The sequence below is a fragment of the Alteromonas salexigens genome (genome assembly GCF_025628895.1).
Classification (GTDB): Bacteria; Pseudomonadota; Gammaproteobacteria; order Enterobacterales; family Alteromonadaceae; genus Alteromonas; species Alteromonas salexigens.
Map to the genome: position 1 here is coordinate 395,897 of NZ_JAOTJC010000004.1, position 24,770 is coordinate 420,666.

Annotated in this window: 21 protein-coding genes; 8 read left to right on the forward strand and 13 right to left on the reverse strand. The window is 53.8% G+C overall.

Going from position 1 to position 24,770, the window contains the following annotated elements:
- Positions 1 to 6 precede the first annotated feature (6 nt).
- The gene (locus OCL06_RS02900; RefSeq protein WP_262992231.1) at positions 7 to 573 is read right to left on the reverse strand and encodes a redox-active disulfide-containing membrane protein; all 567 of its coding nucleotides are present in this window, start codon (positions 571 to 573) and stop codon (positions 7 to 9) included.
- The gene (locus OCL06_RS02905) at positions 557 to 1,294 is read right to left on the reverse strand and encodes an SURF1 family protein (protein ID WP_308445989.1); all 738 of its coding nucleotides are present in this window, start codon (positions 1,292 to 1,294) and stop codon (positions 557 to 559) included. Before OCL06_RS02905 ends, OCL06_RS02900 begins: the two co-directional genes overlap by 17 nt.
- A 12-nt stretch (positions 1,295 to 1,306) precedes the next feature.
- On the opposite strand from OCL06_RS02905, the gene OCL06_RS02910 reads away from it, so the two are divergent.
- On the forward strand, positions 1,307 to 1,516 hold the full coding sequence (locus OCL06_RS02910) for a DUF2909 domain-containing protein (RefSeq protein ID WP_262992233.1): 210 nt from the start codon (positions 1,307 to 1,309) through the stop codon (positions 1,514 to 1,516).
- Positions 1,517 to 1,538: 22 nt separating this feature from the next.
- Here the strand turns inward: OCL06_RS02910 and OCL06_RS02915 are convergent, their stop codons facing one another.
- From OCL06_RS02915 to lexA, 5 genes are all read right to left on the reverse strand, one after another.
- Positions 1,539 to 2,417 carry a cytochrome c oxidase subunit 3 gene (locus OCL06_RS02915; protein WP_262992234.1) on the reverse strand — a complete coding sequence of 293 codons (879 nt, stop codon included), beginning with the start codon at positions 2,415 to 2,417 and terminating at the stop codon, positions 1,539 to 1,541.
- A gap of 24 nt (positions 2,418 to 2,441) precedes the next feature.
- Entirely contained in the window at positions 2,442 to 3,032 is a 591-nt protein-coding gene (locus tag OCL06_RS02920; RefSeq protein WP_262992235.1) for a cytochrome c oxidase assembly protein, read from the reverse strand.
- Between the two features lie 15 nt (positions 3,033 to 3,047).
- Positions 3,048 to 4,661: a cytochrome c oxidase subunit I gene (ctaD, locus tag OCL06_RS02925; protein ID WP_262992236.1), complete on the reverse strand. Its 1,614-nt coding sequence runs from the start codon at positions 4,659 to 4,661 to the stop codon at positions 3,048 to 3,050.
- A gap of 9 nt (positions 4,662 to 4,670) precedes the next feature.
- Complete coding sequence (gene coxB / locus OCL06_RS02930; RefSeq protein ID WP_262992347.1) at positions 4,671 to 5,765, reverse strand: cytochrome c oxidase subunit II; 1,095 nt, start codon at positions 5,763 to 5,765, stop codon at positions 4,671 to 4,673.
- Between the two features lie 645 nt (positions 5,766 to 6,410).
- Positions 6,411 to 7,034, reverse strand: coding sequence for a transcriptional repressor LexA (gene lexA / locus OCL06_RS02935; RefSeq protein WP_262992237.1), 624 nt, complete (start codon positions 7,032 to 7,034; stop codon positions 6,411 to 6,413).
- A gap of 218 nt (positions 7,035 to 7,252) precedes the next feature.
- Here lexA and OCL06_RS02940 point away from each other — a divergent pair, with 218 nt between their 5' ends.
- The 3 genes from OCL06_RS02940 to plsB all read left to right on the forward strand — a co-directional run bounded on the left by OCL06_RS02940 (position 7,253) and on the right by plsB (position 10,830).
- Complete coding sequence (locus tag OCL06_RS02940; protein ID WP_262992238.1) at positions 7,253 to 7,711, forward strand: GNAT family N-acetyltransferase; 459 nt, start codon at positions 7,253 to 7,255, stop codon at positions 7,709 to 7,711.
- A 91-nt stretch (positions 7,712 to 7,802) separates the two neighbouring features.
- Positions 7,803 to 8,288 carry a GNAT family N-acetyltransferase gene (locus OCL06_RS02945; RefSeq protein ID WP_262992239.1) on the forward strand — a complete coding sequence of 162 codons (486 nt, stop codon included), beginning with the start codon at positions 7,803 to 7,805 and terminating at the stop codon, positions 8,286 to 8,288.
- Between the two features lie 94 nt (positions 8,289 to 8,382).
- Positions 8,383 to 10,830, forward strand: coding sequence for a glycerol-3-phosphate 1-O-acyltransferase PlsB (plsB, locus tag OCL06_RS02950; protein ID WP_262992240.1), 2,448 nt, complete (start codon positions 8,383 to 8,385; stop codon positions 10,828 to 10,830).
- 39 nt (positions 10,831 to 10,869) lie between these two features.
- On the opposite strand, the gene ilvA is transcribed toward plsB, so the two are convergent.
- Genes ilvA through OCL06_RS02965 form a run of 3 tightly spaced genes read right to left on the reverse strand, consistent with a single transcriptional unit; the run spans position 10,870 to position 15,209 of the window.
- Positions 10,870 to 12,408 (reverse strand): threonine ammonia-lyase, biosynthetic, encoded by a 1,539-nt coding sequence (gene ilvA / locus OCL06_RS02955; RefSeq protein ID WP_262992241.1) that lies wholly within the window; start codon positions 12,406 to 12,408, stop codon positions 10,870 to 10,872.
- On the reverse strand, positions 12,405 to 14,255 hold the full coding sequence (gene ilvD / locus OCL06_RS02960) for a dihydroxy-acid dehydratase (protein WP_262992242.1): 1,851 nt from the start codon (positions 14,253 to 14,255) through the stop codon (positions 12,405 to 12,407). Before ilvD ends, ilvA begins: the two co-directional genes overlap by 4 nt.
- Positions 14,256 to 14,276: 21 nt before the next feature.
- Positions 14,277 to 15,209 (reverse strand): branched-chain amino acid transaminase, encoded by a 933-nt coding sequence (locus tag OCL06_RS02965; protein WP_262992243.1) that lies wholly within the window; start codon positions 15,207 to 15,209, stop codon positions 14,277 to 14,279.
- A 406-nt stretch (positions 15,210 to 15,615) separates the two neighbouring features.
- On the opposite strand from OCL06_RS02965, the gene OCL06_RS02970 reads away from it, so the two are divergent.
- Together OCL06_RS02970 and OCL06_RS02975 are read left to right on the forward strand one after the other, a co-directional pair.
- Positions 15,616 to 16,233 carry a trimeric intracellular cation channel family protein gene (locus OCL06_RS02970; protein ID WP_262992244.1) on the forward strand — a complete coding sequence of 206 codons (618 nt, stop codon included), beginning with the start codon at positions 15,616 to 15,618 and terminating at the stop codon, positions 16,231 to 16,233.
- Positions 16,234 to 16,308: 75 nt separating this feature from the next.
- Positions 16,309 to 17,829 (forward strand): YifB family Mg chelatase-like AAA ATPase, encoded by a 1,521-nt coding sequence (locus OCL06_RS02975; RefSeq protein WP_262992245.1) that lies wholly within the window; start codon positions 16,309 to 16,311, stop codon positions 17,827 to 17,829.
- Here OCL06_RS02975 and ilvY read toward each other — a convergent pair.
- On the reverse strand, positions 17,811 to 18,674 hold the full coding sequence (ilvY, locus tag OCL06_RS02980) for an HTH-type transcriptional activator IlvY (protein ID WP_262992246.1): 864 nt from the start codon (positions 18,672 to 18,674) through the stop codon (positions 17,811 to 17,813). The two genes, OCL06_RS02975 and ilvY, sit on opposite strands and share 19 nt — an antisense overlap.
- A gap of 149 nt (positions 18,675 to 18,823) precedes the next feature.
- Between ilvY and ilvC the strand changes: the two genes are divergently transcribed.
- A complete protein-coding gene (gene ilvC, locus OCL06_RS02985) occupies positions 18,824 to 20,302 on the forward strand; it encodes a ketol-acid reductoisomerase (protein WP_262992247.1) in 1,479 nt (492 codons plus the stop codon).
- Between the two features lie 585 nt (positions 20,303 to 20,887).
- The gene (locus OCL06_RS02990) at positions 20,888 to 21,220 is read left to right on the forward strand and encodes a hypothetical protein (RefSeq protein WP_262992248.1); all 333 of its coding nucleotides are present in this window, start codon (positions 20,888 to 20,890) and stop codon (positions 21,218 to 21,220) included.
- Between the two features lie 5 nt (positions 21,221 to 21,225).
- Here the strand turns inward: OCL06_RS02990 and OCL06_RS02995 are convergent, their stop codons facing one another.
- Positions 21,226 to 22,470, reverse strand: coding sequence for a multidrug effflux MFS transporter (locus OCL06_RS02995; protein WP_262992249.1), 1,245 nt, complete (start codon positions 22,468 to 22,470; stop codon positions 21,226 to 21,228).
- A 167-nt stretch (positions 22,471 to 22,637) separates the two neighbouring features.
- On the reverse strand, positions 22,638 to 24,599 hold the full coding sequence (locus tag OCL06_RS03000; protein WP_262992250.1) for an alpha/beta hydrolase family protein: 1,962 nt from the start codon (positions 24,597 to 24,599) through the stop codon (positions 22,638 to 22,640).
- Between the last annotated feature and the right edge of the window lie 171 nt (positions 24,600 to 24,770).

Here is a 24,770-nt window from a genome sequence, read left to right on the forward strand (position 1 = left end):
GCAATCCTAACCAATGCGGGACAGTTTCATCAGCTTCTTAATGTCTGCAAGAATGTCCCGGCTCTCCATTACCGCGGTCTCTTTGTCGGCGGCCACCGGATAATACAACATGGCATTATTCAGTGTGTCCACCACGAAAATAGCATCCTGCGGGGCGGAGTTAAATGACTTATTAACATTTTCTTTACTTACCGTCACCGCATGCAGCGCAGCGGTGTCCTGTAAATGGGTAAGCACCTCTTTATCGCTATCAGGAGTCACTAACACCACGGCTTCGGCCCGGTCTGACTCCCGCCCCAGCGCCAGCCATACCTGATGAATACTGAACAAGGCATTTTCACAGGCACTGTCACAGTCTGCAGGCAGCGTATACACTAACCGCCATTTAGGCGGTTGTTCGTTCAGTACTCCCGACACGTCCAGCACCGGATTGAGCAAATTGCCCTTGTTTGTGGCTCCCCGGTTAAACCAGTCCTGATCCAGCGCCAGTTTTGCCAGCACCACCGGCATTACAAATATCACCACCAGGGCGATAACTAACATTTTTGACGGGCCTTTACGCGCTTGTGTCATGGTTACTTCCTTTCTTTCTTAAGGCCAACAAGCCTACGATGAACGCCGCTATTGCCAGACCAAACCATTGAATGGCATAGCCCAGGTGTTTCTCAGGCGGCATGACCACCGGTGACCATTGCCGTTTGAAACGGGGATCGTCACGGGTCAATACCACTACGTATGGCACCAACGGCATTTTTAGCAGTGTGCTTAAAAATTCTGGATCCAGCGCCTGTATTCGCAACGGAAATTGGGCGGTGTCGGCGGTTTCTGTCACCATCGGGTTCTGTCCGGGTTTGGAGAGGACGCCGGCGAACGTGCGGCTTGTGCCTGCGAGGATAACCTCGGGTAAATACGCGCGCCGTTGCCCCGCTTTAATCCAGCCATAATTTACCAACACCCAACCGACGTCGGTGCGCACCGGCACTACAATATCGTAGCCCACCTGGCCCTCCACGACCCGGTTATCGAGATACATAATCCTCGCGGGATCGGGCGTGCCGTTAAACTGTACCTGCGTATCGCGAGGGTCGGTGACCGCGCGTAATGCGTGGGTTAATGACATTGGCTCACCGGTGTGTTTTTGCGCTATGCTAGCCAGACGCCGTTCTTTTTGCGTCATGCGGTCGAGCTGCCAGAATCCCAGACCGGTCATAGCCGCAACCGCGATAAGAATTACACAAACAGCCAGTATTCGGGTTGGGGAACGATGCTGTATCACGCCGTGGGCAGACTCCACCTAAGGTAAAATATGATTATAAAAATTATTCTTGTTGCGCTACTTATCTATATGATAGTTAACTTGTTTATGGCCATGCGGATCATGATGAAAGGGCAGACCAATGGGGAGCCAATGAGCAAGTTTATTGGTCGCCGGGTGCTGACTTCGGTGATCATTGTCGGCCTGATTTTGCTTGCCTTTGCCACCGGTCTAATCACGCCGAATCCCCGCCCGTATTAACGGGCGGAGATACACGCGGTAGTTACAGTACGTACACGAACAGGAACAGCATCACCCACACTACATCAACAAAGTGCCAGTACCAGCTACCGGCCTGAAACGCAAAGTGGTTGTCAGGTGTAAAGTGGCCCTTGATGACCCGCAAGAACAACACCACCAGAATAATCGTACCCAGCGTCACGTGCATACCGTGGAAACCGGTCAGCATAAAGAAGGTGTTACCGTAAATCCCGGAGTCCAGCATCAGCCCTAATTCCTGATACGCGTGGATATACTCTTCCACCTGCAGAAACAGGAAAATCACACCCAACAGGATCGTGGCGCCAAGCATGGTGGTTAGCTGCTTGCGCTTGTTCTGCTCCAGTCCCACGTGCGCAAAATGCAAGGTGACGGAGGAGATCAACAGAATAATGGTATTAATGGTGGGCAGGCCCGCCGCACTCATTTGTTGCGTGGTGGTGCCGCCAGGGGTGGTAACCAGTGGCCACATCGCTTCAAAGGCCGGCCACAGCACTTCATTGGTCATGGCATTATTGGAGGCGCCGCCCAGCCAGGGTACCGAGATAAACCGGGCATAAAACAGCGCGCCGAAGAACGCGGCAAAAAACATCACTTCCGAGAAAATAAACCAGCTCATGCCCTGCCGGTACGACCGGCCAAGCTGATCGCTGTATAAGCCACTCATCGACTCATCAATCTGGTTTTTAAACCAGCCAAAGAGCATCACCAGTAACGTAATAATGCCCACCGTCAGCACGATGCCGCCGTAGCCTTCCTCGCCCTGGGTAGATTCAATGACAAAATTACCTGCGCCAACCGCAATCAGGAACAACGCCACGGCACCGACAATAGGCCATGGACTCTGGGCGGGTACATAATACTTTTCATATTCTTGCTGCATAACCGTCTCCTTCTCCCTTCTGTGTTATTTTCCGCTTTCCGGTTGTTGCGTCATAAAGGGATTTGCTTGTGTATCGAGGTCATCAGCCCGGGCCGTGACATCGTATAAGGTGTACTGCACTGTAAAGTAGTGAATGTCTTCAGGTAATTGGGGGTCTACGTAGAACTGCATTGGCATGTAGGCCTCCTGCCCTGCACTCAGCGGCTGCTGATTAAAGCAGAAACATTCGGTTTTATTCAGATAGAGCGCAGCGAGCCCCGGTGACACCGAGGGGATCGCCTGGGCAACTATATTGCCACTGGCAGGGTTGCGCACATAAAACGACACCGTATTCAGTTCGCCGGGATGGACTTTCACGCGCTTGGTTTCCGCACGAAACTCCCATGGCATACCGGTATTCGTACGGGTGATAAACTCCACCGTAATTTCCCGGCTTTCGTCTATCTCCACTGCTTCGTAGGCGGCCGCACTATTGCGGGTTTTGCCGTTGATGCCGGTGATGTCGCAGAACACGTCATATAAAGGCACCAGCGCAAAACCAAAGCCGAACATACCAATAACAATGACCACCAGCTTCAGCACCATGTTGCGATTTTGGTTGTTCTTTTGTGTCATCGGTACGCTCCTGGGTTACTTCACGACCGGCGGTGTTTCAAACGTATGGTATGGCGCAGGCGAGGGGATTTCCCACTCAAGTCCTTCGGCACCTTCCCATACCTGATCCGACACCGGCTCACCTTCTTTCTTGCACGCTTTAATCAGCAGCGCCAGGAAGATGAATTGCGACAGCCCGAAGGCAAACCCACCAATACTGATCCACTGGTTAAAATCGGCAAACTGTAGTGAGTAATCCGGGATCCGTCGTGGCATACCCGCCAGGCCGACGAAGTGCATCGGGAAGAACAGTAAGTTCACCGAAATCAATGAGCACCAGAAGTGCCACTTGGCCAGCGTCACGTCAAACATCTTACCGGTCCATTTGGGCAGCCAGTAATACACCGCGGCCATGATGGAGAAGATTGCGCCGGTAACCAGCACATAATGGAAATGGGCCACCACAAAGTAAGTGTCGTGATACTGGAAGTCTACCGGGGTAATCGCCAGCATCAGTCCGGACAGGCCACCAATGGTAAACAGCACGATGAAGGCGATGGCAAATAACATAGGCACTTCGAAGCTCAGCGACCCCCGCCACATAGTGGCGACCCAGTTAAATACTTTCACCCCGGTTGGCACCGAAATGAGCATGGTGGCAAACATGAAGAACATTTCCGCAAAGAGCGGCATCCCCGTAGTAAACATGTGGTGGGCCCATACGATGAACGACAGCAGGGCGATAGACGCAGTGGCATAGACCATAGACGCGTAGCCGAACAGCCGTTTTCGGGCAAAGGTGGGGACAATGTGCGAGATAATGCCGAAGGCCGGCAATATCATGATGTATACCTCGGGGTGACCGAAGAACCAGAAAATATGCTGGAACATCACCGGGTCGCCGCCGCCTGCGGCATCGAAGAAGCTGGTGCCAAAGAATTTATCGGTCAGCACCATGGTCACCGCCCCGGCCAGAACAGGCATAACGGCAATCAGCAGAAACGCCGTGATCAGCCAGGTCCAAACGAACAGCGGCATTTTCATCCAGGTCATACCCGGCGCACGCATGTTGAAGATAGTAACAATGACATTGATAGCCCCCATGATGGAGCTAATACCCATGATGTGTACCGAGAACACAAACAGCGCTGTGCTGTCTCCACTGTAGGTGGTGGAGAGCGGAGCATAGAAGGTCCAGCCGAAGGCCGGGCCGCCGCCTTCCACAAACAGCGACGACAATAAGATCAGAAAGGCGAACGGCAGGATCCAGAAACTCCAGTTGTTCATTCTGGGTAATGCCATATCTGGCGCCCCAATCATCATGGGCACCAGCCAGTTTGCCAGCCCGGTAAAGGCGGGCATAACCGCACCGAATACCATGATAAGGCCATGTACGGTGGTCATCTGGTTAAAGAAATTGGGATCCACGATTTGCAGACCGGGCTGAAACAGTTCGGCCCGGATAACCATGGCCATAGCGCCGCCCACCAAAAACATGATAAACGCAAACCACAGATACAGGGTGCCAATATCTTTATGGTTGGTGGTAAACAACCAGCGGGTTATGCCTTTGGGAATATGGTGATCGTGGTGCTCGTCGTGTCCATGCGCCGCGTCATCCGGGGTCATTACATCGGTAGCTTTACTCATGACACTCTCCTATTGTCCGGTGGCGACAGCGTTAACATCTTTAGGCTGCACGATATCGCCGGTGTTGTTGCCCCAAGCGTTGCGTTCGTAGGTCACAACCGCCGCCACTTCTTTCAGGCTCAGCATTTTGCCGAATGCCTGCATGGCGGTGCCGGTTTTGCCGTTAAGCACAATATCTATGTGGGCGGTCTGGTCTTCCAGTACCATTTCACTGCCTTTCAGCGCCGGGAAGACCCCTTTCAGGCCTTCACCGTTTGGCATGTGACAGGCCGCGCAGGTGGCGTTATATACCCGTTCCCCTTCGGCCATGAGCTCCTCCATGGACATGCTCATAGACAGTAACCGCTGTTCTTCTTCACGGGCTTTCTGCTGAATGGCTTCCTGTTCGGCGACCCAGGCTTCATATTCCGCCGGCTCCTTGGCAATCACCACCACCGGCATAAAGCCGTGATCTTTGCCGCATAGTTCTGCACATTGCCCGCGGTACACACCCGGCTCATTCACTTTCGTCCAGGCTTCGTTAATAAAGCCGGGATTAGCATCTTTTTTCACTGCAAAGTCTGGCACCCACCAGGAGTGGATCACGTCATCAGAGGTGATCAGGAACCGCACTTTCTGGCCGGTTGGGATCACCAGCGGGCGGTCGACTTCCAACAGATAGTTTTCGCCTTTGGCAAAGCGATTGTCGATTTGCTCACGGGGAGTGGCCATGAGGGAGTAAAACTCCACATCGCGGTCCATGTACTTATAGTGCCATTTCCACTGCGAGCCGGTGACCAGCACAGTCATATCCGGCTCCGAGGTGTCTTCCATCGCGATGAGGGTATTGGCGGCTGGTACGGCCATAAAGATAAGGATGAGAAAGGGCACGACTGTCCAGGCGATTTCTACTTTCACGCTTTCGTGAAAGTTAGCCGGCTTTGCGCCCCGTGACTTGCGGTGCAGATACATCGACGCGAACATCACCCCGAATACCACTACTGCTATCACTACACAAATCGCGAACATCAACATATGCAGGTCATACACCTGGCCGCTGATATCAGTCACGCCTCGCCGTAAGTTCAGCGAAGAATTTTCCGATGCAGTGGCTGCATCAGCCAGCGCACTTGCACTGAAAAGCCATGTCGTTAGCGTTCCCACAACTATCGAAACGTAATTCGTAAGTCGTTTCACTCAGCACCTCCGTGATGGAATGCGCTTGCGGCCAACTGCTGACAGCCGTTCACAGTCCATGAGTTAGGGTAAACACGTCGCCTTAGTAAATTATTATGCTGGCGCGTGTTATTTTATTGTTAATGAGTGTATAAGAATTACGCAATAATTTCGGCGCGTCTAGTCTTTTCTTAGAAAAACTCTACGGACTGCACATTTTTTGACCAAACAAACTGTTATAACGGCTATTCCTACCGCCCCGTAAAAAAATGCTTATGTAGCATGCTGTTACCAGTCACGAATACCAGAGTGAAAATGGAAGCGCGGGAAATTCAGTTTCTGCTTTCGGTTAAATCTTCGCCACCCCAGTGGGGAAACAGCATTGCGGCACCATTCTGGTGCATGAAATTAACAAGACGAGGGTTGGCTTGTCAGGAGCGGAGGACGGACCACCCGACGCGACCAGGCCAGGGTAACTCACCTCTGTCGAGGCTAACGTGGGCGCCGATGAAATGAGGGTCAAACATCATCACAACCAAATTCAGCGTACAAAAAAACGGCCTTAAGGCCGTTTTTTGTGCGAACTGGGTAAAATCACATCCAATCTGCGTTACGGATAACCCCTACGGCGATCCCTTCGATAGCAAAAGGTTCATTTGCCAGATCGACCTTAATAGGTGAGAACTCTTCGTTCTCAGCATGCAGCAACACTTCCCGGCCACGTTTTTCAAGCCGTTTTACAGTCACATCTTCATCTACCCGAGCGACCACTACCTGACCATTATGCACATCGGTGGTACGATGCACTGCCAGTAAGTCACCATCAAGAATTCCGATGTTTTTCATACTCATACCGTTAACCCGTAACAGGAAGTCGGCATGCGGATGGAATAACGCAGGATCCACTTTGTAATGTTGCTCGACGTGCTCCTGCGCGAGAATAGGTTCGCCGGCCGCGACCCGACCCACCAGTGGCAATCCTTCTTCTTCATTAGCAGCCTCTTCCGCCATGGTCAGGCGAATGCCCCGGGAGGTGCCAGGCAGAATTTCAATCACCCCTTTACGAGCCAGTGCTTTTAGGTGTTCCTCTGCCGCATTGGCAGATTTGAACCCCAGTTGGCGTGCGATCTCGGCGCGGGTGGGCGGCATACCGGTTTCCTGCATCGTCGTTTTGATGAGTTCCAGTACTTCAGTTTGTCGGGCGGTAAGTGGACGCATACACAGCCTGTTTTTCTATACAGTTAGTGGAAGTATATACAGCTGATATGAAATGGCAAGGATATGTTAGGCCTGATATTACAGCAGTTTTGCCCGCGCCCCTCAATGGTTGCCGTACTTCCGGGATAATGCCAATCTGAATTAACCACCGGCACGTAACAACTGCGAGTATATAAACGCCACCGATACTGACATCTGCAGCGAGGAATATATAAATTATGTCTATCAGCTGTCGTCCCGCCACGCCTCGGGATCTCCCCGTATTAAACCGCTTTCAACGGGACATCATTCGCACTGAAGCGCCTTACATTAAAGGCCGTAAACACGATGACTACAGTTATTATGATCTGGGGGCGTTGCTGGAATCACCCCACGCCGAAATGGTTGTAGCCGAAATAGACAATACGGTAGTAGGCTCCGGCTATGTGCAGCAGCGGGCCTCCCGCCACTATTACCGCAACCCGCACCATGGTTACGTGGGCTTTATGTACACCTTACCCGCCTATCGGGGGCGCGGCGTGGCCAGGGCAGTACTGGCGTCGCTGGGACGCTGGGCTAAAGAACACGGCATGGATGAGTTGCGTCTGGAGGTATTTTCCGAAAATAACACTGCCATTAGCGCTTATGCCGCTGCGGGGTTTGAGGCCACCATGCTCACCATGCGGCGCGCTATATAACTGAAATCTATCAATGCGTTACCGTCATGGTATAGCAAAAACAGCCAATGCTGCTTACACTGTAGTGACGCTATAAATACAGGACCTGGTCATGCAGTTTCGCCGTTTTACCCCTTCACTCGCCGGCGAGTTCGATCGCATTAACCGCGAGTGGATCACTGAGATGTTTGAGCTGGAGCCCATCGACGAAGCGGTTATCAGCGACCCGCAAACCCATATTATCGATTGCGGCGGGTACATCTGGTTTGCCTGTAATGACAACGACGAGGTGGTGGGCACCTGCGCGTTGCACAGAAAGAAAAATGGCGTCTTTGAGCTGACTAAAATGGGTGTCAGTCGTCAGGCTCGCGGGCAAAAGGTGGGCGAAGCATTGTTAATGCATGTGCTGGCTAAAGCCCAGGTGATCGCTTTTGACACCTTATTTCTACTCACTAATGCACGTTGCGAAACAGCTATTCATTTATATGAAAAAGCGGGCTTCGTGCATGATGACGCTATCATGCAGCAGTACGGCGGCGCATATGATCGTTGCGACGTGGCCATGCGCTATCGTCCACAGACCAGCCGCACTGCCTGATTTAGGGACACCAGAAAACCCGGCCAGCACAGGAATCACCCCTGACATGTGATACACTTCGCCGGTTTTCAGTTGCAATAGGACTACCAAATTCATGTCGTGGATGCGCAAAACGCTGTTGTCCATTTTTCACTATCCGGTTAAATGGCTGGTTCGGGCCCACAGTATTCCAGTGAATGTTGAGCAAGAGCTCGGTATCGACAAATCTAAGCCGATTATTTATCTGTTGCCAACCAACTCGGTCACCGACCAGCTGGCGCTGCGGATGTCTACTCAGGCACTCGGGCTACCCAGCCCCACGGAACCGCTTACCCTGACCGATGATAAACAATATCCGGGCAGCCTGTTTCTGCGCAAAACCCAACCGCTGTTTCGCACCGCGGCATCGGCGACCGGTATCGAAGATGTGTTTGCCCGTCTTTTTCATGTTCATCGCGACCACCCGGAGCTTGATCTGCAAGTGGTGCCGGTATTTGTTTCCTGGGGCCGGGCGCCGGGTAAAGGCAATCCGGGACTGGGCGACCTGATTGCCGACAAAGCCGCACCAAGCTGGCTGCGTAAACTGTTCATTGTGCTGTTTCTGGGTCGTGATAACTTCATCAGCTACAGTAAAGCCGTGTCCACCCGCGTGATGGCAAAACAGCATCATAGCGACCAGCAAATAGCCCAAAAGCTGGTACGCGTAGCGAGCACTCACTTCCATCGTAAACGTCAGGGCATGACCGGGCCGACGTTACTGGAACGCCAGGAGCTGAATAACGCGGTACTGGGTTCAGATGCCGTACGCCGTGCCATCGCGGAAGAAACCCGCAGTAAGAAAATCAGCCATGACGAGGCTAAAGCCCGCGCCCGCGAGTATATTACGGAAATCGCGGCGGATTACCGCGAGGGGCTGGTGCGCTTTGGTGATCGCATCCTGACCCGTATCTGGAACAAAATTTATAATGGTATCAGTGTCGGACACGCCGAGCGGGTACGGGAACTGGCCGCCAATGGTCACGAAATTATTTATGTGCCCTGTCACCGCAGTCACATGGACTACCTGCTGCTGACCTACGTGATTTATCACGAAGGCATGGTCACACCGCATATCGCCGCCGGTATTAACCTCAATTTCTGGCCGGTAGGCAAAATATTCCGTCGTGGCGGGGCGTTTTTCCTGCGCCGCAGCTTCGCCGGTAATAAGCTGTATACCTCAGTGTTCCGGGAATATCTGGAACTGCTGTTTAATAAAGGATACTCGGTAAAATATTATCCTGAAGGCGGACGTAGCCGCACGGGACGGTTGATCCCGCCCAAAACCGGCATGCTGGCGATGACGCTGCAAGCGATGATCAAAGGCGTGAACCGCCCCGTGAGCATTGTGCCTGTCTACATCGGCTACGAAAATGTCATGGAAGTGAAAAGCTACCAGAGCGAGCTCAAGGGTTCATCGAAGAAAAAAGAGTCAAACTGGCAGGTATTTTCGGCGATCCGCAAGCTCAAAAATTACGGCCACGGCTACGTGAATTTTGGTGAGCCACTGCAGCTTAACCAGTTCCTTGAAAAACACGTGCCCAACTGGCGTGACTGCCGGGAAGCAGAACCTGAGAAGAAGCCGGCCTGGCTGACCCCAGCGGTCAATACCCTGGCCACGACCGTGATGGAGACCATTAACCAGACGGCCGCTATCAATGGTATGGCGCTGACCTCACTGTGTATTTTGTCGTCTAAAACCCACACCATGAGTGAAGGCGAATTACGCCGGGCCCTGGATGACTACTTGCGCCTGTTGCGCCAGGCGCCGTTCAGTGATGATGCCACTGTGCCGGACCTGTCCGCCGATCAGATGCTGGCTGAAACCCTGGCACTGAAGCGCTTTACCGAGACCCGCGATGATTATGGCAAGCTGATCAGCCCGCAAGCCGACTCCGCGGTCTACCTAACCTATTACCGCAACAATATTCTGCACCTGTTCGCCCTGCCGGGGTTGGTAATGTCAGCGGTATTTGCGAATAAGGGCATGGAGAAAAATGCCGTGCTGCGTCTGGTGGCCGCGGTGTACCCGCTGCTGCAAAAAGAACTGTTTATGTACATGAGTCAGGATCGGGCACTGGAATACACCGCAGAGCTGATTGACGAGCTGAAGGAAATCGGGTTGTTACAACAGCGTGGCCGTAAGCTGATGCCACCTGACTCCCACGAGCGTTCGTTCCATTCAGCCTGGTTACTTAGCCGCTGCATGCAGGAAACTTTCCAGCGCTACGCTGTGGTACTTACCATACTGCACAAAGAGCACGAGATCAGCCGCGGAGAGCTGGAACGCACCAGTCGCCAGGTCGCCGAACGACTCTCTACTCTGTTCGGCCTGAACTCGCCGGAGTTCTACGATAAAAATGTGCTGTCCAGTTTTGTCTCGGCACTGCGTGAGCATCACTGGCTGGATACAGCGTCAGATGGCAGTCTGCGTTATACCGAGGAATGTGACGGCCTGCGCCGTGATGTCATGCCGCTGGTCTGGCCTGAAATTGCCCAGCACCTGGAAAACGTCGCGTTACGGTAGGCAACAGCACACTGGCGCTAACGCGCCAGTGTGATCTGATTAACGGGAATGGGACAGGAAGAACTGGTACGCCGGATCATCCGACACCGCCTGATACTGGTAACCCAGCTGGGCCAGATGGGTGTTAAAGCTCTCCCGTGAAGCTGGCGGAATATCAAAGCCGGCCATCACCAGGCCTTCTGCCGCACCATGATTGCGATAGTGGAACAGCGTGATGTTCCAGCGCTCGCCCAGGGTATTCAGAAAATTCAGCAAAGCGCCCGGGTATTCGGGAAACTCAAACGCAAATACCTCTTCGTTCAGGATGGTGGGAGGCCGGCCACCCACCATATGCCGCACATGCAGCTTGGCCAATTCGTTATCTGACAGGTTGAAACAGTCATACCCCGCCTGATTAAGCTGCTCGCTGAGGGCACTGGATTCCTGCTGACCGCCTTTGAGTTTCACGCCCACAAAGATATGCGCTTCAGCCTCATTGGCAAAGCGGTAGTTAAACTCGGTGATAGTTTTACCGCCCAGACATTCACAGAAGCGTTTGAACGCGCCTTTCTGCTCAGGAATTTTAACGGCAAACACCGCTTCTTTCTGTTCGCCCAGTTCGCAGCGTTCTGACACATACCGCAGGGTATGGAAATTAATGTTTGCCCCACACAGCACGCCGCCCAGTTTCTTACCCTGCACATTGTGCTGTTTGACGTATTTACGGATCCCGGCCACCGACAGGGCGCCGGCTGGCTCAGCAATCACCCGGGTATCGTCGAAGATATCCTTGATTGCCCCGCAGATCTCATCATTGGTCACAGTAATGGTTTCGTCCACCAGCGTATTACACAGCCGGAAGGTTTCCTTACCCATTACCTTCACCGCCACGCCATCGGCGAATATACCCACTGAGGGCAATGCCACGGGTTCACCGGCAGCTTTCGCCGCTGCGAAGCACGCGGACTCTTCCGACTCTACCGCCACAATGCGGATAGCAGGCTTAAGCTGTTTCAGATACACCGCAATACCGGCTGCCAGGCCACCGCCACCCACCGCCACAAAGACAATGTCCAGGTGCGGATTTTGTTCCAGCAGCTCTCTGGCCACGGTGCCCTGACCGGCGATCACATCAGGGTCATCAAACGGGGGCACAAACGTATAGCTATGCTCTTTACACAACGCCTGTGCATACTGACTGGCCTGATCGAAACTGGTGCCATGCAGCACCACCTTCACATGCTTACCGCCAAACCGGCGTACGGCGTCAATTTTAATATCCGGGGTGGTTTCCGGCATCACAATCGTGGCCTGGATCCCTTTCATATGCGCCCCGTAGGCCAGACCCTGAGCGTGGTTACCCGCCGACGCGGCAATGACCCCGGCTTGCTGCTGGGCCTCGCTGAGTGCACAAAGGCGGTTATAGGCGCCCCGCAGTTTAAAGGATTTCACCGGCTGTTGGTCTTCCCGTTTCAGGAACACTTCATTGCCTAACTCGCCGGACAGGCGCGACATCATAGTAAGCTCGGTATTCACCACCACATCGTAAACCGGTGCCAGCAGGATCTTTTTCAGGTAGTCATGTTCACTGACCGTCATACATCCTCCAGCTTGGCCGGGTCACGGACCGCGCCTTTATCGGCACTGGTGGCCAGCAACGCAAAGGTTTTCAGCGACAACGACACCTTGCGCTCGCGGTTAAGTGGTCGCCATGGTTTTTCACGACGCTCCATGGCCTCGCGCCGGGCCGCCAGCTCGGCGTCACTGATGGCAACGTTAATACTGCGATTCGGAATATCTATCTGAATCGGGTCGCCGTCTTCGACGAGGGCCAGCCCGCCACCACTGGCGGCCTCGGGTGAACAGTGGCCAATTGACAGACCACTGGTGCCACCGGAAAAGCGGCCATCTGTGATCAGGGCGCAGGCTTTGCCCAGACCTTTCGATTTCAGGTACGAGGTGGGGTATAGCATTTCCTGCATACCCGGCCCCCCACGGGGTCCCTCATAACGAATGATCACCGCATCGCCGGCCTGTACTTCGTCATTCAGGATCCCGGCCACAGCCGTGTCCTGACTTTCGTAAATACGCGCCCGGCCATTGAAGGTGTGAATACTTTCATCCACCCCGGCGGTTTTCACAATGCAGCCGTCCGGGGCCAGGTTGCCATACAGGACCGCCAAGCCACCATCCAGGCTGTACGCATGCTCTATGCTGCGAATACAGCCCGCCGCGCGGTCGGTATCTGCGTCCGGCCAGCGACAGGCCTGACTGAACGCCTGAGTGGTACGAATTCCCGCCGGTCCTGCCCGGTAAAACATATTGGCAGTCTCATTTTCAGGCCGGGTAATATCCCACTGGGCAATGACTTCACCCAGCGACTTGCCGAGCACATGGGGCACGTCATGATGTAATAGCCCGGCTTTATTAAGCTCATTGAGAATGCCCATCACCCCGCCAGCGCGATGCACATCTTCCATATGATATTGCGGTGTAGCGGGAGCGACTTTACACAAATGCGGGACGGCGCGGGATAAGCGATCGATATCCGCCATCGCGAAGGGCACATCGCCCTCCATCGCCGCCGCCAGTAAGTGCAGAATAGTATTGGTGGAACCTCCCATGGCAATGTCCAGACTCATGGCATTTTCAAACGCCTTGAAGTTGGCAATATTGCGGGGCAGGGCGCTGCTGTCCTCCTCGCCGTACCAGCGCTGGCACAGCTCTACAATCACCCGGCCGGCTTGTTTAAACAAGGCTTCACGGTCGGCATGAGTCGCCAGCATGGAGCCGTTACCGGGCAGCGACAAGCCCAGCGCTTCGGTCAGGCAGTTCATTGAGTTTGCGGTAAACATGCCAGAGCAGGAGCCACACGTAGGACAGGCTGAACGCTCAATTTCATTGGCGTCGTCATCGCTGACCTTATCATCAGCGGCCGCCACCATGGCATCGACTAAATCCAGCTTAATAAGCTGATCAGACAGCTTGGTTTTGCCGGCTTCCATGGGTCCGCCGGAAACGAACACCACCGGAATATTCAGGCGCATCGCCGCCATCAGCATCCCCGGGGTGATCTTGTCACAGTTGGAGATACACACCAGCGCATCGGCGCAGTGGGCATTCGCCATGTATTCCACGCCGTCGGCAATAATTTCCCGTGACGGCAGACTGTACAGCATGCCGCTGTGGCCCATGGCAATGCCATCGTCTACCGCAATGGTATTAAATTCTTTGGCCACGCCACCGGCGGCCTCGACACTGCGGGCAACCAGTTGCCCCATGTCTTTAAGGTGCACATGCCCAGGTACAAACTGCGTAAAAGAGTTGGCAATAGCAATAATCGGCTTTCCGAAGTCGCCGTCTTTCATGCCGGTGGCGCGCCATAGCGCACGCGCACCTGCCATGTTTCTCCCTTGTGTGGTGGTAGCAGATCGTAACTTGGGCATAAGTGCTCCTGTTAATTTAGGTTATTCATAAACTGGCGTTAACCAGTTCCATTTGTCTTCCGTTTTGCCATTAAACAGCCCGAAGAACATATCCTGGACTTTTTCAGTGATGGGCCCGCGACCGCCATTGCCTACGTCAATACCGTCTACGCTGCGCACCGGTGTAACTTCGGCGGCGGTACCGCACATAAAGATTTCATCCGCCAGGTACATGGCTTCACGGGGAATGTTTTCTTCGCGGATCTCATAGCCCATTTCTTTCAGCAAGGTCATGCAGGTATCACGGGTAATCCCGGGCAGGATGGCAGCAGTTTTTGGTGTGGTGCTAACCACGCCGTTACGGATAACGAAGATGTTTTCACCGGCGCCTTCACTGATATAGCCGTTGCGGTCAAGGGCGATACCTTCCCCGTAACCATGGCGACGGGCTTCCATCGAAATCAGCTGTGACGACAGATAGTTACCACCTGCTTTCGCGCCGGTCGGCATGGTGTTGGCCGCTAGCCGGTTCCATGAGGAGATTCCGGCGTCCACCCCGTTTTTCAGGGCTTCTTCACCCAGGTACGCGCCCCATTCAAACGCTGCAATACTGACTTCAGTTTCAGTACCAAAAGGCACCTGCAAACCCATACCAATATCGCCGTAATAAGCGATAGGCCGGATGTAAGCTGACTTCAGATTGTTTTTGCGAATGATGTCCAGGGTGGCCTGATTGATTTCATCCAGGGTGTAGGGGATGGTCATGCGGTAAATTTTTGCAGAGTCGAACAAACGGCGGTTATGCTCCTGCAAACGAAATACACAGGTGCCCTTATCCGGAGTCTGGTAGGCACGGATCCCTTCAAACACTGATGAACCATAGTGGATCGCGTGTGTCAGGACGTGCACTGTTGCGTCTTTCCAGGGAATAATGTTGCCGTTGAACCAAATATGTTCTGCAAGTTGCTTAGCCATGTTGTAATCCTTCTTATTAGGGGCCAAAGCCCTCGTGACGCGCTGGGTGCGTGACAGTGAAATACCAAGACAAATGTCTGAGACGAATAATACATGACCGGGCCGTACCGCCCAACTAAAGGCTGTGCTGGTCTGGCAACTGGACAGATTTAGTTACAGGCACCACACGGGTACACCGCGTTCGTCTTTCATCGGCAAGACAGAAGGACGCAGCAAAAAGCTGCAATGACGAGCCAGCGCACAGGCTGACCAGAGAAATGTGTTCGGAAGGGGAAAACCCCGTCCCACTACAGACTGGCTGACCCGTAGCAGGAAGATGGCTAAAGAAATAGCATGAAACTAACCCCGTTATCAAGTAATTTGCACAGCAGTAACCACTTCCCACCGCCCACTGTAAGGAGAGAGTATGATTGACTGGCTGCATTGGCTGAACCTGGCAGGGGTCGCCGTGTGTGCGATTTCAGGAACACTGATGGCCTATCAGAAGCGCATGGATGGCTTCGGGGTAGTCGTGCTGGCGTCGGTAACCGCCATTGGCGGCGGCACGCTTCGCGATATGGTGCTGGACCTGCCGGTATTCTGGGTGGCTGATACCGATTACTTATACACTACCCTCATTGCGGCCTTTATCCCGGTGGTTTGGCTGCGTATCAGCCCCCGTTTTCCATTTCACTATCTGTTGATTGCCGATGCCTTCGGGCTGGCCCTGTTTAATGTGGTGGGCATTGAGAAAACCCTGGCCAATGACGGCGGTATGGCCGTGGCCATTGCCATGGGGACTATCACCGGGGTGTTCGGTGGCTTGTTACGGGACGTGATCTGCCGGGAAGTGCCGCTGGTGTTAAGCGGTGAATTGTACGCCATAACCTGTATTGTCGGTGGGTTCGCGTATGCCTTGTGTTATCACCTGGCCCTGGCGACCGAACTGTGCGCCATTATCTCACTGGCAACCACGGTAGTGTTGCGACTGGCCGCCATGCGCTGGCACTGGCAGTTACCGGTCTTTCACAGCGAAACCACCTGATACTGACTGGGCCTCAGGCCAGTAGCCGCGGTCTGGGCTCTGCCTTACCATGCCAGTTTTGTCAGGGAGACGCTCATGGGCGTGGCGGTCGTACACACTTTTGCCGGGCAGGGGATGGATGCCCCACCGGTCACCGTAGAAGTTCATCTGGCGAATGGCTTACCCGCCTTTCAACTGGTCGGCATGGCTGAAACCAGTGTTAAAGAAGCCCGTGAGCGGGTGCGGTCGGCACTCATCAATTGCGGGTTCGAGTTTCCGGCCAAGCGCATCACCATCAACCTGGCCCCGGCGGAAATACCTAAGCTGGGCGGACGCTACGATTTACCCATCGCCATAGGTATTCTGGTGGCGTGCGGGGTCCTGCCACCCACTGCGGTTGCCGGGCTGGCGCTGCTCGGTGAGCTGAGTCTCAGTGGCGAACTTAAACCCGTAACCGGTGTTATACCGGCGCTGCTGGCCTGTCACCATCATGATGTCCGGCTCATCTTACCCGCCGGTAACGATAAAGAGGCGCAGCTGGTGGATGAGGTCATTCGCTATCCGGCCACTACCCTGACGGATGTATTTCATCACCTCACCGGTGATGTGCCGTTATGCCGTGGCGAACACTGGCAGTGTGTGCAGACGGCCCATGATGAGGCCTGTCGCTGGGATGACATTATCGGTCAGAGTCAGGCGAAGCGCGCGCTCATGGTGGCCGCCGCCGGTGCCCATAATCTGCTCATGCTGGGGCCACCGGGCAGTGGCAAAAGCTTGCTGGCCAGCCGCCTGTTACCGCTATTGCCGCCGCTGGATAAAACCGAGGCCATGACCGTGGCTGCGCTGCGCTCAGTGAAAGGTGAACCCATTGAGGCCGGGCATTTTTATCAGCGCCCGTTTCGCAGCCCTCATCATACCGCGTCCTTCGCCGCGCTGGTCGGTGGTGGCACGCACCCGGTGCCTGGCGAGGTCTCCCTTGCCCATGGCGGCGTGTTATTTCTCGATGAGTTACCGGAATTTGGTCGCAAGACCCTGGATGTGTTGCGGGAACCACTGGAAACCGGCGATGTGCATATTGCCAGAGCCAGCGCCCAGGCCTGTTTTCCGGCCAATTTTCAGCTGTTAGCGGCAATGAATCCCAGCCCCACCGGCGATATCGACGATAACCGCTGTACCCCGCAGCAGCAGTTGCAGTACCTGAATCGGCTGTCCGGGCCACTGTTGGATCGTATTGATATTCAGATAGAGGTGCCACGGCTGGCTGAACTTGTTCTCAGTCACCCCAATCCGGCACCGGGTGAAGATTCGATGCTGGCCGCCCGGGATGCCGTACACGCTGCACGGCAGCGCCAGCAGGCCCGGCAGGGCAAACCCAATGCTGCCCTCAGCGGTGGTGAGCTGGCCGAGCAGTGTGCCCTCAGCGATGAGGATTTGCGGTTCTTTCAACAAGCGGCAGCCACCCTGAAGCTGTCCATGCGGACGTTTCACCGTACCCTGAAAGTCGCGCGTACCCTTGCCGATCTGGCTGCCAGCCCTGCCGTAAAGCGCGACCATCTGGCCGAAGCGCTGGGGTACCGGGCGCTCGATACCCTGGTTCGTCAGCTCAGCGGGGTTTGAATAAAGGCATCCAGCAGGGGCTCCTGCCGGCGTGTTTTCAGACAGCATAACCCCAGCGCGTAAGGCTCAATGTCAGCCACCGGAATGCGGCTGACACTGCTACTCAGGGTGGAATGGTCCAGCACTACTTGCGGTACAAACCCTACCCCACATTCCAGCGCCACCATGCTCACAATTGCTTCGTTACCGCCCACCGATGCATACACACTGGGGCGGATCCCATGCTCGGCAAACCAGTGGTAAACGATCCGCCGGGTGGGCCCGTGTTCCGGCATGACTACCTGATGACGTCGCCAGTCGATGTGCTGGAGCTGAGTCACCCGCCATTCTTTGGGCGCTATCAATACCAGAGGGATATTGTCCAGCGAGGAAAACGCCACTTCAGCCGGGAAATCCGGCGTATGAATGGCAATGGAAATATCGCACTGTTGCTGGCGTACCCGGTCAATGGCCAGCGCCGGATCGCCGGTCACCAGGGTGATATCCACCGCCGGGTAACGTTCCCGAAATTGCCGCAACAGCAGCGGCAGGTGACTCTGACTGGCGGTCACAGAACAGAACAGGCTGATTTCGCCCTGTAACTGCTCGCTGTCGTTGCGCAGGTCGGCTCGCAGTGCCTGCCAGTCAGTGAGCATGTCGGTCGCAAAGGCCAGTAGCTTATCCCCGGCATGAGTGAGCGCAACTTTGCGGTTGTCCCGCTTGAACAACACACATCCCAGCTCACTTTCCAGTCGCTGGATCACCCGGCTTAGCGTAGACGGCGAGACAAACATCGCCTCGGCGGTGGTGCCAAAATGCAGGCTGGTGGCCAGATGCGTAAACATCTGCAGGCTTTTAATATCCACTTTGTTTCACTTTCTGCAATATTATGTTGCGAATATATCATTTTCCAAAATAAAAGGGATCCCGTAGGCTTATCAATAAGTCGTCACAGACGAGGTCATTCACCGCCACCGGCGGATGAATAATGACGAAAAAACTGTTCGGAATACTTATGGCTAATTATTTCAATACCCTGTCGTTACGCCAACAGCTGGACCAGCTGGGCCGGTGCCGGTTTATGGCCCGCGACGAATTCACTGACGGTTGTCAGTACCTGAAAGGCAAAAAGATTGTCATCGTCGGGTGCGGCGCCCAGGGCCTTAATCAGGGCCTGAACATGCGTGACTCCGGACTGGACGTGGCCTATGCGCTGCGCCAGGCGGCCATTGACGAACAACGGGAGTCGTACCGCCGCGCCACCGAAAACGGCTTCACGGTGGGCACCTATCAGTCATTAATCCCTGATGCTGACCTGGTCTATAACCTCACCCCCGATAAGCAACACGCCAGTGTCGTCGAAGCGGTTATGCCGCTAATGAAGCAGGGCACGACCCTGGGCTATTCCCACGGCTTTAACATTGTTGAGGAAGGTCAGCAGATCCGCAGCGACATCACGGTGGTCATGTGTGCGCCCAAGTGCCCGGGTACCGAAGTTCGGGAAGAATATAAGCGCGGATTCGGCGTTCCGACGTTGATTGCCGTGCATCCGGAAAATGATCCTGAAAACAAAGGCTGGGCAATTGCAAAAGCGCTGGCCAGTGCCACCGGGGGTGACCGGGCCGGTGTCCTTGCTTCCTCCTTCGTGGCCGAAGTGAAATCGGATTTGATGGGTGAACAGACCATTTTATGTGGCATGCAACAGGTTGCCGCGGTACTGGCTTTTGAAAAAATGGTCGATGATGGTCTGGATGCGGGCTATGCCGCCGCGCTGATCCAGCATGGCCTGGAAACCATTACCGAAGCACTGAAGATTGGTGGCGTGACCAATATGATGGACCGCCTGTCGAACCCGGCCAAACTGAAAGCCTACGCGCTGTCACAAAAGCTTGAAGGGTTGCTGCGTCCGCTGTTTGAAAAACATCAGGACGACATTATGAGCGGCGAATTTTCCCGCACCATGATGGAAGACTGGGCAAATGGTGACGCCAACTTATTAAAGTGGCGGGAAGAGACCGGACAAACCGGATTTGAAAAAGCGCCTGTGTATGGCGAGAAGATCAGCGAGCAAGAGTTCTTCGACCACGGTATTTTGCTGGTGGCCATGATCAAGTGCGGCGTTGAGCTGGCCTTTGATGTCATGGTAGAAGCCGGTATTTTGCCCGAGTCTGCGTATTATGAGTCACTGCATGAAACGCCGCTCATCTCCAATACCATTGCCCGTAAACGTTTATACGAAATGAATGTGGTGATTTCCGATACCGCCGAATACGGTAACTATTTATTCGCCAACGCGGCCATCCCCCTGCTGCGAGAGCAGTTTATGCCTGACATCGATACTTCAGTGATTGGCAGGGGTCTGCGCAATGATTCTAATCAGGTTGAGAACCGTCGCCTGGTGGAAGTGAATGACGCCATCCGCAGTCACGGGGTGGAGCAGGTAGGCAAAATCCTGCGCGGTTATATGACCGATATGAAAGCCATTATTGAGTAAACCAGTTCTGTCGTTAGGTGCTTAGAACTAAGCCCTCTTGCCCGGCCAGTTTGGCCGGGCTTTTTTATATCTTGCTCCCGGCGAGACTGGTTTACGGTTTAGCCCTCATGTCGCTCTTTTAACCGCATAGAAAATCTCGGTTGCAAACGCTGACGGTAAGTGCGTAAACCGCGCCGTCAGGCAGACAATCCTGTGCGCACCAAAAAGGATAGATATCACCCAACATGGGCAAAAAACGCACTATTGCGGTGAAAAAACACCCAAATAATGATAGCAATCATACCTGTGTAGTGATTCTCATACCCGGGTGACGCCAAACAGCAACATTATAAAAACACCGCTAAACCCCACGTATGACGGCGCTTATGGTGACTCAATCAGTATACGACCCTAACTAAATTGTCTAAAAAACAGTACATATTCGCCCAATGTAGCCATATCGCAACGGCGTGAACACTCACTATCACTTAACCCCTTGAATAAAAAGAGATTAAAACTATGGCACGAGACTTGGTATGTAATATTTACACATAAGAATAAATCCACGTTTTACCATACCAAAAACACAATATCAGAGGTTACAACATGCAACATACGGCGTCGCGATTCACGCAGATAGGCGAGTGGGTGTTTGAAGTTAAAATGGTCCGCGCCCTGAAAGTTCAGGACTATGGCAAGCCTTACTCTTCAGTAGCTACCATTACTGTAAACGGAGACAGTGGCTACATAGATACGCAAATGTCCCGGGCGGGCGAAGAGTTCAGTCGTCAGGACTGCTCTACTTTTTACGATTTTTGCCAGCGCTTGGAGCTCAAGCAGATAAGCTATGACAAAATTCGTCAGGGGATCCGCATTCCGCGCACTATCGACATTAATGCCAATGACGCCCGCCGCGCCCGCATTCAGGTGGTTAAATAGCGACGTCAGGCAGTATCGCCATGTTCCTCAAGACGGGCTTTTTCTGCCAGCCGTACTGACACCAGTGCCAGTATAAAAAAGCATAAGAATCCCAAACCAATGGGATACAGGTTGGTCGTGATGAAGCTGTCGATAAACAGGGCGATGGGTACGGAAAACAAACTGGACAAGGAGCCAATGATGGCGGCCCCTAAACCGGCCATGTTGCCTAACGGCTGCATGGCCATGGCATTTAAGTTACCAAACAAAATGCCCACAAAGAAGAATCCGGTGAACATGATGCCAATGGTGAGCAACAACGGCGGTAACCCGTCGTAGTATGCTATCAGCACGTTGAAAATCACTGCGAATCCCACCACCCCCTTCAGCGCAATCCGGCATAACGGACTCATGCCAAACTTCATTACCATGTGGCCATTAAAAAATGACGCCAGACCAATGGAAAAAGCCAGCGTAGCAAACACTAACGGGAACAATTCACCCACACCGTAAAATTCCTGAAAGATGGTGGCCGAGGCACTGATATAAGCCAGGAACGAACCGAAGATAAAGCCCATTGCTACGGTATACCCCATCACCGAATTGTGGGTAAGGATAAACCGTGACGACGCCGCAAACGGGCGCCATGAAAATGGCCGGCGGCGGGAGGCCGGCAGCGTTTCCGGCTGCCTGGCAAAAAACCAGCTACCGGTCAGCACCGCCACCCCAAGAAATAAGGTAAAGATGTGCCACCAGGACGCCAGCAGCATGACCGTCTGACCCACAATCGGTGCCAGCATAGGCACCAGAATAAACACCATCATGATAAATGACATAACTTTGGCCATGCCTTCGCCCACATACAAGTCGCGAATAATTGCCATCGCCGCAATCCGCGGACCTGAGACCCCAAAGGCCTGTACCACACGGCCCACCAGCATCATTTCCAGCGACTCTGCCAGCATGCAGATCACCGTGCCGACGCAGAAAATTATGAGCCCCAGTAACAGGGCCTCCCGACGCCCACGGCTGTCGGCATAGGGACCAAAAAATAACTGCCCGATGGCCATGCCAGCGAAAAACACCGACACGATAAGATGGGGCTGATGCGGGTCGGTCACGCCCAGCGCGTCACCAATCTGGCTGAGGGCGGGCAGCATAGCATCTATGCTCAGCGCTACCAGCGATGTCAGACTGGCCATCAGTGCTACAAATTCAACCATGCCGAGGGTGGGCGTTGCATGCGTGCCCGTAGACGATGTCTGCGCCATCAAAGTCCTGCCAGTGTAGTTCAGCGTATAAATCTGAAACGATTAAGGAAAGCCGTAACCTAAGGGGTTAGTGAGCGGCCAGCAGTATACCCCAGCGCACTTAAAAAAACCGCCTGCATTGCACCGAAGCGGGCAATGGCAGGCGGTTTATATCGGTAGTGTCAGGTTTAGTCGAGATGCTTACTCAGGAAGCTGTCCATTTCCTTAAACACCGCATGGCGGTTACGCTGAATAGACAGATTGTGGTCGCCGGCTTCCAGTTCGACATATTTCACCGGTTTGTTTTCATCTTCCAGCTCCTCCGCCATATCGCGGCTCTGATTTACGTCCACCACGCGGTCCTCGTTCCCGTGCAGCAACAAGATCGGCGTTTTGATTTTCTCCACATAGGTGACGGGGGAACGGGACGCCAGATCACTGTAATCATCACCAAACTGATTTTTGACAAATTCGTTGTTGGTGAAGTTACGACTGCGGACTACCACATCTTTCAGATTCGCCACGCCGGCAAAACTGATGGCGCATTTATACAGGTCGGGGGTTTTCACCGTAGCCATCAAGGCTGCATACCCGCCATAACTGGCCCCGACGATGCACAGTCTGTCAGGGTCTGCGTAACCCTGAGCGATCATCCACTGGGTAACGTCAGTAATGTCGTCCTGCATTTGCAGGCCCCACGCTTTCATTTGCGCTTCAGCAAAGCTGGCTCCGTACCCCTGCGAGCCGCGGAAGTTCGGGCGGATCACTGCGTAGCCTTTATTAATGAAGAACGCTGTCCAGTAGTCAAATCCGTCATAGTCCCGGGCTCCCGGGCCGCCGTGAGGGTGGATGATGGTCGGATAGGGGGCCTTGCCGGTATTGGGCAGGGTCAGATACCCGTCCACCAATACGCCATCACGCATTTTCATGGCCACCTTACTGTGTTCATTCAGGCGGGTAGGGTCAATTTGTGAGTACTGCTGAAACAACACGTTCAGTTCACCCTTCTTGCGGTTGCCCAGCAGGTATAAACCCGGTTGCGTGTCACTATCTGAGTACAGAAGATAAATATTTTCGTCACGGCTGAAGCTAATCAGGTGGTTGTCGAACTCGGGCAGGGCGACATCAATCTGTTTCTGCAGGCCGACGTGCCTGTCATCCCAGTAGTGACGGCCATTGGGTGCATGGGCATGGTACACGCCAATCGCATCATTGGTGGCTTTAGAGTAAATCAGCCCGCCGCTTACATCATGGAATTCTTCCGACAAGAGTTCGGTAATTTCATTGGTCTTTATGTTCAGCGCGTACAGGGCCAGATAGTCCCCTTTGTAGGCTTTGTAATAGAGGATATTGGGGTCGAGCGCGAAGCCCAGTACCACCGCACCCCGCTCTTGCATAGCATTGAACGCAAACAAGGTGCGCCATTCCTCACCGTCACGTAACAGCACTTTCTGTTCGCCGTCCTCATGGTCCAGCGACACCCCCACCCGCACGTTGCCCTGGCGATCGGTAATCCATTCGCGGATTTGTCGTTTGCCCAGCTCAACACGTTCGGCGCTTGCGTCTTCCAGATTCACCTTATAGACCGAGGGCAGATTAGGCACCTCCACATCAATTGCTACCAGAACGTGGTTGGGATCGTCCGGCAACCAGTCAATGACGGAATCCTGAAATTGCGGCACATGATAATTATTGGTACTGCGCCGGCTCAGGCGGCGCCAGTTGATAAGATTAACCGGATCTTTACCCTGATCGTCATATCGCATACTGAACATGCGCGTTTCATAAAACCGCGTGACGCCCCGCTTCGATTCATAGCGGGCACTGATCACCAGCCGCTCGTCATTGGCCCATTTAAACCAGTTTATTTTTATTTTTTCATTATCTGAGCTAAGCAGGTAGAACATTTTCTGCGCTTTCAGGTCGTACGTCGCCAGTACTGATATTTCCTCTGGCTCGTTTACGTTTTGCACAAAAGCAATTCGTTCGCCACTTGGTGAAAGGCGGGGTTTTTCACTTTCCGGCAATGCACTGAACGCTTCCACGGGCATTGGCGTAACAGTAACGGAGTCAGCGATGGTGTGCCCGGAGGCGATGACACAGCAGAACAACACGAGGCGCCTGGCGACGAGGCTGAGAAATCCTTTCATACTTTCATCCTGTATTTACAACGAGGGTTTGATTATTATTCTTTGACCGTGACAACCCGCCGTGTATCGCATCGCCGTTTCGTGCACGTATACGGCATAATATACTAAGTTTCTGAGCGGACAAAGCGTAAACAAATACCCCCGTATGGCAGGTGTAATTCCTGCATTCAG

What these genes read in the sequence shown, in the direction of transcription:
- OCL06_RS02910 (WP_262992233.1), top strand. Translation starts at nt 1,307, where the DNA reads ATGATTATAAAAATTATTCTTGTTGCGCTACTTATCTATATGATAGTT.
- OCL06_RS02940 (WP_262992238.1), top strand. Translation starts at nt 7,253, where the DNA reads ATGTCTATCAGCTGTCGTCCCGCCACGCCTCGGGATCTCCCCGTATTA.
- ilvD (WP_262992242.1), bottom strand. Translation starts at nt 14,255, where the DNA reads ATGCCCAAGTTACGATCTGCTACCACCACACAAGGGAGAAACATGGCA.
- ilvA (WP_262992241.1), bottom strand. Translation starts at nt 12,408, where the DNA reads ATGACGGTCAGTGAACATGACTACCTGAAAAAGATCCTGCTGGCACCG.
- OCL06_RS02900 (WP_262992231.1), bottom strand. Translation starts at nt 573, where the DNA reads ATGACACAAGCGCGTAAAGGCCCGTCAAAAATGTTAGTTATCGCCCTG.
- OCL06_RS03000 (WP_262992250.1), bottom strand. Translation starts at nt 24,599, where the DNA reads ATGAAAGGATTTCTCAGCCTCGTCGCCAGGCGCCTCGTGTTGTTCTGC.
- ctaD (WP_262992236.1), bottom strand. Translation starts at nt 4,661, where the DNA reads ATGAGTAAAGCTACCGATGTAATGACCCCGGATGACGCGGCGCATGGA.
- ilvC (WP_262992247.1), top strand. Translation starts at nt 18,824, where the DNA reads ATGGCTAATTATTTCAATACCCTGTCGTTACGCCAACAGCTGGACCAG.
- plsB (WP_262992240.1), top strand. Translation starts at nt 8,383, where the DNA reads ATGTCGTGGATGCGCAAAACGCTGTTGTCCATTTTTCACTATCCGGTT.
- OCL06_RS02915 (WP_262992234.1), bottom strand. Translation starts at nt 2,417, where the DNA reads ATGCAGCAAGAATATGAAAAGTATTATGTACCCGCCCAGAGTCCATGG.
- OCL06_RS02945 (WP_262992239.1), top strand. Translation starts at nt 7,803, where the DNA reads ATGCAGTTTCGCCGTTTTACCCCTTCACTCGCCGGCGAGTTCGATCGC.
- OCL06_RS02970 (WP_262992244.1), top strand. Translation starts at nt 15,616, where the DNA reads ATGATTGACTGGCTGCATTGGCTGAACCTGGCAGGGGTCGCCGTGTGT.
- OCL06_RS02995 (WP_262992249.1), bottom strand. Translation starts at nt 22,470, where the DNA reads ATGGCGCAGACATCGTCTACGGGCACGCATGCAACGCCCACCCTCGGC.
- lexA (WP_262992237.1), bottom strand. Translation starts at nt 7,034, where the DNA reads ATGCGTCCACTTACCGCCCGACAAACTGAAGTACTGGAACTCATCAAA.
- OCL06_RS02920 (WP_262992235.1), bottom strand. Translation starts at nt 3,032, where the DNA reads ATGACACAAAAGAACAACCAAAATCGCAACATGGTGCTGAAGCTGGTG.
- OCL06_RS02965 (WP_262992243.1), bottom strand. Translation starts at nt 15,209, where the DNA reads ATGGCTAAGCAACTTGCAGAACATATTTGGTTCAACGGCAACATTATT.
- OCL06_RS02990 (WP_262992248.1), top strand. Translation starts at nt 20,888, where the DNA reads ATGCAACATACGGCGTCGCGATTCACGCAGATAGGCGAGTGGGTGTTT.
- OCL06_RS02975 (WP_262992245.1), top strand. Translation starts at nt 16,309, where the DNA reads ATGGGCGTGGCGGTCGTACACACTTTTGCCGGGCAGGGGATGGATGCC.